This window comes from Lentzea sp. CA-135723 (genome assembly GCF_050936595.1).
GTDB lineage: Bacteria > Actinomycetota > Actinomycetes > Mycobacteriales > Pseudonocardiaceae > Lentzea.
This window is the reverse complement of the sequence record NZ_JBNJMK010000002.1, coordinates 1589513-1600596: the sequence shown is the minus strand read 5'-3', so window position 1 is coordinate 1600596 and position 11084 is coordinate 1589513. Positions and strand designations below refer to the sequence as shown.

10 protein-coding genes are annotated in these 11084 nt (G+C 69.7%); 3 read left to right on the top strand and 7 right to left on the bottom strand.

Annotated features, from left to right (window positions below):
* Positions 1–30: 30 nt before the first annotated feature.
* Positions 31–1275, bottom strand: a complete 1245-nt coding sequence (locus ACQEU1_RS43435) for a PIN-like domain-containing protein (RefSeq protein WP_433216164.1) — start codon at positions 1273–1275, stop codon at positions 31–33.
* A 77-nt stretch (positions 1276–1352) separates the two neighbouring features.
* The gene (locus ACQEU1_RS43430) at positions 1353–1742 is read right to left on the bottom strand and encodes a hypothetical protein (protein WP_433216161.1); all 390 of its coding nucleotides are present in this window, start codon (positions 1740–1742) and stop codon (positions 1353–1355) included.
* Positions 1743–1932: 190 nt separating this feature from the next.
* Between ACQEU1_RS43430 and ACQEU1_RS43425 the strand changes: the two genes are divergently transcribed.
* Positions 1933–3087 carry a metallophosphoesterase gene (locus ACQEU1_RS43425; protein ID WP_433216158.1) on the top strand — a complete coding sequence of 385 codons (1155 nt, stop codon included), beginning with the start codon at positions 1933–1935 and terminating at the stop codon, positions 3085–3087.
* On the opposite strand, the gene ACQEU1_RS43420 is transcribed toward ACQEU1_RS43425, so the two are convergent.
* The 3 genes from ACQEU1_RS43420 to ACQEU1_RS43410 all read right to left on the bottom strand — a co-directional run bounded on the left by ACQEU1_RS43420 (position 3074) and on the right by ACQEU1_RS43410 (position 5596).
* Positions 3074–3604, bottom strand: a complete 531-nt coding sequence (locus ACQEU1_RS43420; RefSeq protein WP_433216155.1) for a histidine phosphatase family protein — start codon at positions 3602–3604, stop codon at positions 3074–3076. The genes ACQEU1_RS43425 and ACQEU1_RS43420 overlap by 14 nt on opposite strands.
* On the bottom strand, positions 3601–4521 hold the full coding sequence (locus tag ACQEU1_RS43415; RefSeq protein ID WP_433216152.1) for a hypothetical protein: 921 nt from the start codon (positions 4519–4521) through the stop codon (positions 3601–3603). The genes ACQEU1_RS43420 and ACQEU1_RS43415 overlap by 4 nt, the downstream gene beginning before the upstream one ends.
* A gap of 322 nt (positions 4522–4843) precedes the next feature.
* Positions 4844–5596 carry an FHA domain-containing protein gene (locus ACQEU1_RS43410; RefSeq protein WP_433216149.1) on the bottom strand — a complete coding sequence of 251 codons (753 nt, stop codon included), beginning with the start codon at positions 5594–5596 and terminating at the stop codon, positions 4844–4846.
* A gap of 52 nt (positions 5597–5648) precedes the next feature.
* Between ACQEU1_RS43410 and ACQEU1_RS43405 the strand changes: the two genes are divergently transcribed.
* Together ACQEU1_RS43405 and ACQEU1_RS43400 are read left to right on the top strand one after the other, a co-directional pair.
* Positions 5649–7334, top strand: coding sequence for a serine/threonine-protein kinase (locus ACQEU1_RS43405; protein WP_433216146.1), 1686 nt, complete (start codon positions 5649–5651; stop codon positions 7332–7334).
* Between the two features lie 10 nt (positions 7335–7344).
* Positions 7345–8457, top strand: a complete 1113-nt coding sequence (locus ACQEU1_RS43400) for a hypothetical protein (protein ID WP_433216143.1) — start codon at positions 7345–7347, stop codon at positions 8455–8457.
* Here the strand turns inward: ACQEU1_RS43400 and ACQEU1_RS43395 are convergent.
* Together ACQEU1_RS43395 and ACQEU1_RS43390 are read right to left on the bottom strand one after the other, a co-directional pair.
* Positions 8410–9612, bottom strand: coding sequence for a sugar efflux transporter (locus tag ACQEU1_RS43395; protein WP_433216141.1), 1203 nt, complete (start codon positions 9610–9612; stop codon positions 8410–8412). The two genes, ACQEU1_RS43400 and ACQEU1_RS43395, sit on opposite strands and share 48 nt — an antisense overlap.
* A gap of 64 nt (positions 9613–9676) precedes the next feature.
* Positions 9677–11029: a gamma-glutamyltransferase gene (locus tag ACQEU1_RS43390; RefSeq protein WP_433216138.1), complete on the bottom strand. Its 1353-nt coding sequence runs from the start codon at positions 11027–11029 to the stop codon at positions 9677–9679.
* Between the last annotated feature and the right edge of the window lie 55 nt (positions 11030–11084).

The following is an 11084-nucleotide window of genomic DNA, read 5'->3' as shown; positions in this document are numbered from 1 at the left end:
GCCCACCACTCACCTGGTGGGACGCCGGTCTCAGTTGGCGGCAAGCGTGCGCAACAACGCAGGCACCTCCTCAGGAACCACGAAACACCAGACGCCTTCCCTGCGGCTGAACCTGAAGATCTTTGGAAGGGCCGGATGTAGGAGTCCTTGCTCCTTCAAGGTCGCCGTCAGACGGTCGCAGGGACGGACGAACGTAACCAGAACCGTGCCCTCGGGGTCGTCGCCCAGCGCGGACACCTCGCTGCACCTGACCACCGGCCCTGAGGTGGCGAGACGGAGCGCCGCTGCCTGGGGCGGCGCGTGCGCATCGAGCTCGACAAGGAGCACGGCGAGCTCCTCCAACGTCCACGTGGCCGGTCGCACCCCCTCCAACTCTTCGAGGTAAGAGGACAGGCGACCCGCGTCCGCCGACGACTCCTCATCGACGTCGACCTCCAGCACAGACGCGCGTGCGAGCAGATCGGTCGGGCGCAGGAGGAACAGCCGCCGTCCGGTCAGGCTCTGGAACTCCAGGGAGAGCTCGGGACGCGGGCCGATGAACTCGGCTCCCTGCCGCCACCACCAGTCCTCCTTCTCGTCACGAGTGACGATCAGCAGGTCGCGCTGGTGTTCCTGGGCATAACGGGTGGCCTGGTACCAGACGAGGTAATCGCCCGCCCCACCATCGGCCGAGCCGTCCTCCTGCTTGCCCGCGTCTTTGTAGCCGGGAGGGATCTCCGCAGCAATGCGCCGACCGGCCTCGGCAACGCAGGACGCGTGCTCCTCGTCCGCCAAAGGCGAGGTGACCCGGCCACGCAGCAACTCTTCCAGCTGTTCCAGGATCGGATCGCCGACCCGGTCCGCGTCGGCGTGCGCGAGCACCTGTTGGAGCTTCTCCTGGAGACTCGACACCAGCGCGTTCACCTCGCCGGTGAGCCCTGCCAGATCACCCTGGTTGAAGCCCACGGCCTTCGCCCAGATGCCCAAGGTGTCGTTCATAGAGCGCGCCGCCTTGGCGAGTGCGTCGGTCGCGGTCTTCGTCGCGCCGCGCGGGCTGCCCTGCGCCCGTTGCCGGTGCCGCCAGAACTCGCGCAACGCCTGGTGCGGCACGACGAGCCGGTCGCCCAGGCTCTTGAAGGTGTTGATCAGGTCGCTCGACGTCCGCGGGCTGAACCTGTACAGGTCGAGCAGCACGTTCGCGTCCACCGCGACGACCGCCTCCCGCAAAGCCGTGTCCAACTCGGCCGGGGACGCGATCTTGTAGCCGGCGAACTCGCCGTCGTACAACCCGTTCATGCCGGAATGATCGCGGCAGCGAAGCGAGCGTTTCAGCGGGTTGTGGGCCGTTCATCCGAACGGCCCACCGCGAATCGTCAGAGGGCGAGCGCGCCCTCGATGCGGGCGACCATCGCGTCCTCGGAGTCCACCACGACACCGTCGGCCTCGGCCACCTCGCGGCAGATCGCGAGCACCGCGCGCGGGAAGTCCGCCGCGTCCTCCGGCGACTTCGCGGTCAGCGTCTTCATCGACGAGCGGAGCGCCTCCAGGATGACCGGCTCGATCTCCTCGTCCGACCCCGCGGGCACGGACGGGCGGGCGCCTCCGAGCACGCCGCGCAGGTCGTGCGACAGGTGCGTCAGCGCGCGCAGGCCGGCGAACCGCTCCTCCAGCACCGGGCCGGGGTCGGCGTGGGAAACCAGCAGCATCGCGCCGTACACGGCGGTGCGCAGCGTGCGGCTTTCCTCGGCGGTGTAGAAGATCATGTGGCCCACTCTAGGTCGTCGGGTCCGGTGGCTGTCCGGGTGTTGACTAGAAGACTCCCCAACGGCCGTACGGTTGCGTCCGAGCAGGGAAAACGCCTGTGACGGACGTCAAATCACAGCAAAGCGAACAAACTGCGGCCGTTGAGCGTTGAACCAGGTCTAAGGCAACTGACTCAGGAGGATGCACTCGATGACGACCACCGCTACCCGGCCCCGCGTCACGGTTCGGCGGGTGGTGTTCACGCTCGTCCTCCTCACCGTGACGACACTGCTGTTCTGGGTGCCGTTCGAGGGCCTGTTCGCGGCCAGCGCGGAGTGGCCGGACCCGGTCCGCCCGATCGCCGCGATCGTGTTCGTCGCCGCGGCCGTCGCGATGATGGTGCTGTTCACGCAACGCTCCAGCGACCGGGCCGCGCGGATCTCCCAGTTCCTGCTGGGGTTCGTGTGGATCGCGTTCGTGTGGACGCTGCTGACGGACGTCGTGCGGCTGGGCATGGCGCTCGCGGGCGTCGAGAACCCGTTCCGCAGCCGTTTCATCGCCGTGCTGCTCGCGGTGCTCATCGTCACCGTGACGGTGTACGGCGTGTACGAGGCGATGCGCGTGCCTCGGATCAAACGGCAGGACGTGACGATTCCGCGTCTCGACCCGGCGTTCGACGGCCTGACCGTCGCGGTCATCACCGACACTCACTACGGCGCCATCAACCGCGCCAAGTGGTCGCGCGGCATGGTCGACGCGGTCAACGGCCTGAACGCGGACGTCGCCGTGCACGTCGGTGACATCGCGGACGGCACCGCCGAGCAGCGCCTGGAGCAGGCCACCCCGCTCGGCGACGTGAACACCGCGCACCGCTTCTACATCACCGGCAACCACGAGTACTACTCGAACGGCCAGGGCTGGGTCGACCTCATGACCAGGCTCGGCTGGAAGGCGCTGCGCAACGAGCACGAGACGCTCACGCGGGGCGAGGCGAAGCTGGTGTTCGCTGGCACCGACGACATCACGGCGAGCCACTCCGGCGAGCCCGGTCACGCCGCCGACCTCGCGCACGCCCTGCGCGGCGCCGACTCCACCGCGCCGGTCGTGCTGCTGGCGCACCAGCCGTCGGAGATCGGCAAGGCCGTCGAGGCGGGCGTGGACCTGCAGCTGTCCGGGCACACGCACGGCGGGCAGATCTGGCCGTTCCACTACCTGGTGCGGCTCCAGCAGCCGGTGGTCGCCGGCCTGTCGAGGCACAGCGACCGCACCCAGCTCTACACCAGCCGCGGCTCCGGCTTCTGGGGCCCGCCGATGCGCGTCTTCGCGCCTAGTGAGATCAGCTTGCTGACCCTCAAAGCGAGCTGAGGTGCCCTGAGTCGTTGAACCGCACGAGACGCGGTGACTGACCGGTCGTGTAGCGGATGACCGTCAGCGCCGCGTTGTCGTGGTTCAGCGTCAGCCAGCTCTCGGGCGGGGCGTCCAGCGCGTCCCGCACGAGCCAGCTGATCAGGAACGCGTGCGTCACGACCAGCACCGGTCCGTCGCCGGGCCGGGCGAACCGCGTCTCGGCCTCGTGCGCCAGTGCGGGGCCGCGGGTGCGTTCGGACTCGGGGAACTGGTCGAAGAACTCGTCGTGGTCGGGGACGAAGTGCGGCACGAAGTCGTCCGCGGCGGCCTCGGCCCGGCAGGGCACCTCCAGCACGTCCGCGAGGATCGACGCGGTCTCGGCCGCGCGGGGCAAGGGACCGTGGTGCACGGCCGCGAACCCCGTGCCCCGCAACCGTTCCGCCAGCGCTTCGGTCTGCTGGCGACCGCGTGCGGTCAGCCTCGACTCGTCCTTCGTCGCTTCGCCGTGCCGGACCAGGTGAAGATCTCTTGTCACGCCGTGCAGTCTGCCTTGATGGCACTCGCGGCGTGATGGGCGTAGGTGGGTCCGGAGTTGTTCCAGTCCTGACCTCGGGTGAGCAGCTGCACGGTCAGGTTTCCGCTGGCCTTGAACTTCCCGGCGCTCACCCACTGGCCGCGCTTGTCGACCTGCTTGATCGCGAACGACGCGAGCGGCGTGCCGCCGACCCCGTTGCGGTCGTAGACGTTGTACACGGTCGGATTACCCCCGACCTCCTCCAGGCCGCCGTTCGGGACGTGCACGGAGACGTCGCACGTGCCGGTGACCGCGAACGTCCACAGGCCGTAGGCGGAGCTGTCGTCGCGGCGGGAGTCGCCGGACATCGGGATCGACACGAACGTCGAGCCGCACTTGCCGTCGCCGCGGTCGACCCAGCCCTTCTTGCCGTCGCGGTACGAGCCGACGCTGGTGTAGCCACCGCAGCCGGGGCCGGTAGTGAACGACTTGGCGCCGCCGGCCGCTCGTCCGGCGTCACCTGGAGCCGGTGGTGGCACGGCGTTCTGCGTGGTCGTCGGCATCAGGCCCAGCGCGGACGAGGCGAGCGTCGGGTTCTGGCTGTTCGACGCCGAGTCCTCCGGCAGGTCCTCCGGCGGGGTGATCATGCCGGGGATGTAGCTGTGCGAGGGGTTCGCGATGTCGGTGGCGCCGTCGCCGGAGCCGCCGTTGAACGTGATGATCGCGATCCCGCCGAGCACGAGCAGCGCGACGATGGCGGCGATCGCGGCGGCACGGGGCTTGAGGGGACCGATCTGCTTCGGTTGTTCTTCCTGCTCCACGCGGTCACCGGCGGCGGCCCAGCGAGCGGCTCCCCTGGCGCGGGCGGCCTCCATCAGCTGGGGGTCGGGCGCCAGGTGGCGCTCGGTCGGTGGTTCGTCGGGGAACTGGGTCGGCACGGAGCGCAGTGTGCCAGGGACACACGGCCACTCGAACGTGTGGTTCTTTCACGAACGGGTTGTTTGAGTTCAATAGACCGCACGCTGTGTCGGCCGTTAGTCCATTCCGTCTACGCACCGTGACGGCGGGTGGGTCAACGAATGCCTGATTCCTGACTCGTGAGTCAGGCTAAGCACCGTCCCGCACCTGCGGACACCCGTCGCGCAAGTGGCGAAAAACCGGATCTTGTTCCGGTTTCCGTGTCACGGAAGGGAAACACCTGCAGAACGCCTTGATCTCGTCGCGCTTTCAGGCAACGGAACCGGTTCAGAGCCGCCCTGTTCAGGACAGGGCGTCGATCAGCGCAAGATCTGGCGGCACCAGGGTCGTCGACAGGACGAGTTCCCGCATCAGGTTGTCGTTCAACGCGTTCCCGACCGGCTCGCCGACCTCCTCGCGGACCAGGCCGGGCACTCCTTCGCGGGACAGCCGGGCCCGCACCGCGGCCACCATGTGTTCGACCTTCTTGTGGCTCCACTGCTCGTCGGGCCGCAAATCAGACATAACGGCGGCGACGTGCTGGCGTGCCAACGGTTGTGGGTTCGCCTCGTGCATCAGGTAGCGCTGGCCGAGCACGACCAGAAGCAGTCGTTCGTCGTCGGTGAGCCGCCATCGGCGCGGAGGCTCGGTCATCGCGCCGTGTGGCACTGACGGCTGCCCGCCGTCCGGTCCCGCCACGTACAGCTCCAGCAGGTGCTCGCGATCGCGGGTGCCGCGGATGAACAACGGCGTGTAGCCGTGCGCGAGCGGCACGGCGTCCTCCTCGGGGAACAGCCACCGCGACTTCGGCAACCGGATCGGCAGCCGCCCGAGGTTGCTCACCCACCACCCGCCGTCGCGGCAGGTCAGCGCGCCGTGCCTGCGCGACACCCGCAGGTCGCTCTCGCCGACGCAGATGTCGACGTCGGGCCGGTTGCGGCCGAACACCACGGTGTGGCCGTCGACGGGAGCGCTGTTCACGCGGCCGGCGAGGGCGAGCGCGACGATCCCTCCAGGCACGGTCTGCGGCACTTGGCGGGCGAGACTTTCGTACATTCCGAGCAGTCTGCCTCCATTCCCCGGGGACCCGTCCCTAAGATCCGGGTTCGTGGTGGGGCGCACGATCGCGGACCGGTACCGGCTGGAGCAGCATCTCGGCACGGGAGGCATGGGTGAGGTCTGGCGGGCGACCGATCTGGAGCTCGGTGAGACGGTCGCGCTGAAACGCACCGGCGACGCCGCCCGGGAGGCGCGCATCGGCGCCGAGCTGAGCCACCCGAACGTGATCGCGACCCTCGGCACCGTGCGCGACGGCGCCGAGCAGTGGCTGGTGCTGGAGCACCTGCCGTCCCGCACGCTCGCGGAGATCATCGAGACGGACGGCCCGGTCACGCCCGAACGGGCCGCGCGGATCGGCGCGCAGCTCGCGGACGCCTTGACCGCGATGCACGCCAAGGGAATGGTCCACCGCGACGTCAAGCCCGGCAACGTGCTGGTGGCCGCGCACGACGTCGCGAAGCTCAGCGACTTCGGCATCTCGCGCTGGGCCGAAGCGACCCTGGTCGGCGGCGGCGACGTGGCCGGCACGCCCGCCTACCTCGCCCCGGAGGTCGCGGACGGCCACGAGGCACGGCCCGCCGCCGACGTCTTCGCGCTGGGAGCCACGCTCTTCGCCGCCGTCGAAGGCACCTCGCCGTGGGGGTCCCCGGACGCCGGATCCGCCGAACAGCTCCGCCGCGCCAAGGCCTACGACATCACGCCCGCGCGCCACGCGGGCCCGTTCGGCGACCTGCTGGCCCAGCTGCTGCGACGCGACCCCGCGGAGCGTCCGGCCGCCGAGAACGTCCGGGCCTTGCTGGAGGGCGTCAAGCCCCGCCGCCGACGGCCTCTCGTGCTCGGCGCGGCGGCTCTCGCGCTGGTCGTCGCGGCGGGTGGCGTCTACCTCTGGCAACGGCCCGCCGCCGGCACCGTAGGTGACCCGGCGACGATGGACGTCTGCGAGCTCGCCGCGTCCGTGGACGACTATCAGCGGTTCGGCGCGCGCAAGGCCGACACGGCCGATGAGAAGTCGTACTGGTTCAACGGCTGTGCGACCTGGTTGTCGTTCGACGACAAGGGCGATGACGGTGTGGTGGTGGAGTACTTCGTCAAGCAGTTCGTGCAGTACGGCGCCGAGGAACCCAACGGCGAACTGGGCCAGCTCGAGAAGAAGGCCGACACGCCCGACATCTGCACGAAAACGGCCGTGCTGGTGGACGGCAACGTCCTGCAGATCGACGTGAAGACCGGCGGCACGTCGCAGCGGCCGTTGTGCGAGATCGCCGACGCGGCGGGCGGGCACGCGCGCAAGGTCCTCGCCGGCGACCAGATCCCGCGCCGGGAGCACCCGTGGCCGCAGGACTCCCTCGCCTCCGCGAACGCCTGCGCGTTGCTGGACAAGGGCGACATCCGCGCCCAGCTGCGGTCCGAGGCGATCCCGTACCCGTGGAACGAGCTCGGCAGCTGGGGCTGCGGCTGGGACTACCAGCAGCGCCAGATCGCCATCGAGTTCAGCCGCCAAGGCCCGTTCGAACCCGACGACGGCGACCCGGTGGACGTCGGCAGGCCCGCCCGTGCCGAACCCGAGGACGGCGCGTGCGAGGTCTCGTTGCAGCACAAGGCGTTGAAGGACGACAGGTACGAGGTGGTCGTGGTCGTGCTGGCGGACAAGGACGTGAAGGACTCTTCAACTCTGTGCTCTGGAGCGATCATGCTGGCCAAGACGGTGGTAGCCAACCTTCCCCAGCCCGTTTAGGGTGCCCGCCATGCCCTCAGGTAGACAGGCCGTCGTGCTGCTTGCCGCCCTCGTGGCGGGTTGCGGCACGGCGATCCCCGGTTCCCCCGTCGCAGCACCGCAGTTACCGACCACGTCGACGACGCAGACCGTCACCGTCGTGACCACGACCCCCGCGTCGAGCAGCAGCGCCGCTCCCCCGCCCGCGCAGCCTCCGCCCCCGCCTCCTCCCGTCGCGAAGTTCGGCAACCCGAACGGCACCGTCGCCGTACCACCGGAAGCCGCCGCCGAGGACACCTCCAAGCCCACCCGCGTGATCGGCACGGGGACGCCCGCGTCATGCACCTCGCAGGCCGTGACCGACGCGCTCGGCGCCGGTGGCGTCGTCACCTTCAACTGCGGCGCGCAGCCGCACACCATCCCGATGGCCGCGACCGCGAAGGTGCGGCAGCGGACCGTGCTCGACGGCGGCGGCCTGGTCACGCTGAGCGGCCAGGGCCAGCGCCGGATCATCGAGCAGAACGGGCCGCGGCTCGTCGTCCAGAACATCACGCTCGCCGACGGCAACTCGACCGGCGACCAGACCGAGGGCGGGGGCGGCGGCGCGATCTTCGTGCTCGGCGGCCAGCTCAAGGTCGTGAACTCCCGCTTCGCCGGCAACAAGTGCGACACCAACGGCCCCGACCTCGGCGGTGCCGCGATCCGGGTGACCGACTGGGCGCAGAAGGCGCCGATCTACGTCACCAGCAGCACGTTCGAGGGCGGGGTGTGCTCCAACGGCGGGGCGCTGAGCAGCATCGGCGCGTCGTTCGTGGTGCTCAACAGCCTGATGCGCGGCAACAAGGCCATCGGCCGCGGCGCCAACCCGGCGCGCGGGGGCACGCCGGGCGGCGGCAGCGGTGGCGCGATCTACAACGACGGCAACACGTTCACGCTGCGCGTCGCCGGGTCGTTGATCGAGGACAACACCGCCAACGAGGGCGGCGGCGCGGTGTTCTTCGTCAGCAACGACAAGTCCGGCTCGATGTCGGTCGAGGGCTCCACGCTGCGCCGCAACCCCAGCCTCGGCTTCGAGACGATCAAGGGGATCTTCTACCTAGGCGCGAGCGAGAAGCCGAAGGTCACCGGCTCGACGATTCAGTGAGCCCGCGACGAGCAGCAACGCGAGACCGCACACGCTCATCGCGAGGCTGAACCCGTAGACCCAGCGGAACCCCAGCTGCTGGGACACGCCGAGCAACGCGCCCGCGACCATGCCACCGACGATCTGGGTGTTGCTGAACATCGTCGTGGCGTGGCCGGGCCGCAACGGGTCGAGGCTCTGGAAGTACGTGATGCCGACACCCATGATCAACGAGATGACGGTGGCGTGCAGCAGCTGCGCGGCCATCACCTGCCACACGGAACCGGTGAACACCATCAACCCGTGGTAGCCCAACGCGATCACGGCACCGATGAGCACGAGCTTGTGCTGCGACATGCGGTTCGCGAGCGAGCCGAACCACAGCATCATCGGGATCTCCAGCGCCGCGCACAGCCCCATCGCGAGCCCGGCGTCCCCGGCGGAGCCCCGCAGCTCGGTCGTGATGAACAACGGCAGGCCGCTCACCGCGAGCGCCACGGCCCCCTGCAGGAACAGGAAGGCCGCGGACACGACCATCATGTTGTTGCGCGCCGGACCGGCCGCTTCTTCCTGCTCGGCGGGTTCTTCCGCCCGCGCGGGCGGGATCGGCAGGGTGAGCGCGAGGACGGCGACGCCGAGCTGCAGGACCGCGGTCGCGCCGAAGAGCCCGACCCAGCCGGTCTGCGCGACGAGCAACGCGGCCACCGGCGGTCCGGCGACCCACGCGACCGACAGCAGCGTCCGCAGCACGCTGACCACCATCGACGGCCCCTGGGAGACCTGCCGGCCGTAAGCGAAGAGCTGCGGCAGCAGCGAACCCGTGATCGCGATGAACACCACGGACGCGCCGAGCAGGTACCAGTAGTCGCGCAGCACGGCGAACAGGCCGTAGCCGATCGCGCCGGCGAGACCGCCCACCGCGAGCAGGTACCGCCGCTGCACCCGGCCGTCCGACAGCTTCCCCATGATCGTGCTCGCGACCACCTGCGCGATCGGGCTGACGATCAGGAAGAACCCGAGCTGGAACGGCGAGACCTTGATCTCGCTCGTCAGGAACAGCGAGCCGAACGGCAGCGCGAACGCCATCGAGACGCCCGACACGACGCTGATGCCGGAGAGTTGGAGGAACGTGCGGGACAAGAACGGCGAGGATCTTCTCTCGCTGAGTGTTGTCACCCCGTCATCGTGCTCGTTGAGCGGTCAATCAGGAAACTACATATCCCATGATGCGGTCAAAGTCTCACACGATGACGATCGCACCGTCGCGACGGTGATCCGCACCACCCCTGAGCTGGCCCGATCCGGTCATTTCGACCACCTGGCAGCCGCCGAAGAACATGTTCGGCGCGCGGAACCGGGTGACCGGCAGCTCGGTTTCCGGCCGAATTCCCGGTTCGACGTGGAGGTGGTCTCCCGACAGGTGCAGGCGGGGCGCGTCGACGGCGTCCTGGGCGGGCATGCCGCGGTCGAGGACGTTCACGAGCACCTGCAGGATCGCGCCGCAGATCCGGCTCGACCCGGCACTGCCGAGCACGAGCTCCGGTTCGCCGTCTCGCAGGACGACGGTCGGCGCCATCATCGACGGCAGCCGGTCGCCCGGCGCGTGGCTGAAGAACCCGTCCGGTGACAGGTCCTCCTCGCCCATCATGTTGTTGAGGTGCACGCCCGCGATCGAGATGCCGGAGCCCGCGCCGTTGGTGGTGGTGACGCTGCACGCCGTGCCGTCCGCGTCGAGCACGGAGATGTGCGTGGTGGAGCCGAGGCGGTTCAGGTGCGTCTTCGGGGTGGCGAGCGCGCGGATCAGGTCCTGCTGGGACGGGTTGTCCGGCAGCGCTTCGAGCATCTGCGTGAGCAACGCACCACCCGCGGCGGGTGGTGGGTTCGTGTGGATGTCACGGCCGCGATGCGTGACGTGCAGCGGTTCGCGTTCGACGGCTTCGTACGCCTTGAGATCTTCGCGCGTGAGGTCGCCACCGTGGCTCTGGATCCAGTCGGTGATCGCGGTCGCGATGTCGCCGTCGTAGAACGGGGCGGCGCCGTCGCTGCCGAGCCGGTCGAGGGCTTCGGCGAGTTCGTGCTGGACGAGCAGGTCACCCTCTTCGAACGCGGTGAGGCCCGCGCCGCGCGCGAGTGGCAGCAGCAACGCCGTGACGTACGCCTGGTACCGGTTGACCCGATGACCCTCACGGGCGTGCATCGCCGCCGTGGCCACGAGTTCGTGCAGCGGCGCACGGCCGTACGCGGCGGCTCTCGCTGCACCGGCGGGCATTCCGTAGGCGGCGACCGACGACGGTCCCACGTGGAACTCCTGCTCGGCGTCACCGAAGTGGACGGTGATGGGGTCGAGCGGTGCCCTCGGGCCCTGCTTGCCGCGGCCCGGCGCGACGGCCGAGAAGTCCAGCAGCACAGGGGTTCCGCCCGCCGGGGCGATCATCATGTACCCGGCCGAGCCGAGCCCGGTGAGCAGTGGCTCGGTGACGCAGGACGTGAGCATCGCCGCCACGGCCGCGTCCACCGCGTTGCCTCCGGCGCGCAGCATCGCCGCGCCCGCCTGTGCGGTGAGCGGGTGGCCCGCCGCGATCGCGCCTCGCACCGTCGACCTCCAGAAGTGAAGGCGTTCCACGGTAGACCTGGTCGCGATGGGCGGG

Excerpts from the sequence above, each read along its gene's own strand:
- ACQEU1_RS43410 (WP_433216149.1), bottom strand. The coding sequence starts at position 5,596 with ATGTACGAAAGTCTCGCCCGCCAAGTGCCGCAGACCGTGCCTGGAGGG.
- ACQEU1_RS43400 (WP_433216143.1), top strand. The coding sequence starts at position 7,345 with ATGCCCTCAGGTAGACAGGCCGTCGTGCTGCTTGCCGCCCTCGTGGCG.
- ACQEU1_RS43430 (WP_433216161.1), bottom strand. The coding sequence starts at position 1,742 with ATGATCTTCTACACCGCCGAGGAAAGCCGCACGCTGCGCACCGCCGTG.
- ACQEU1_RS43435 (WP_433216164.1), bottom strand. The coding sequence starts at position 1,275 with ATGAACGGGTTGTACGACGGCGAGTTCGCCGGCTACAAGATCGCGTCC.
- ACQEU1_RS43425 (WP_433216158.1), top strand. The coding sequence starts at position 1,933 with ATGACGACCACCGCTACCCGGCCCCGCGTCACGGTTCGGCGGGTGGTG.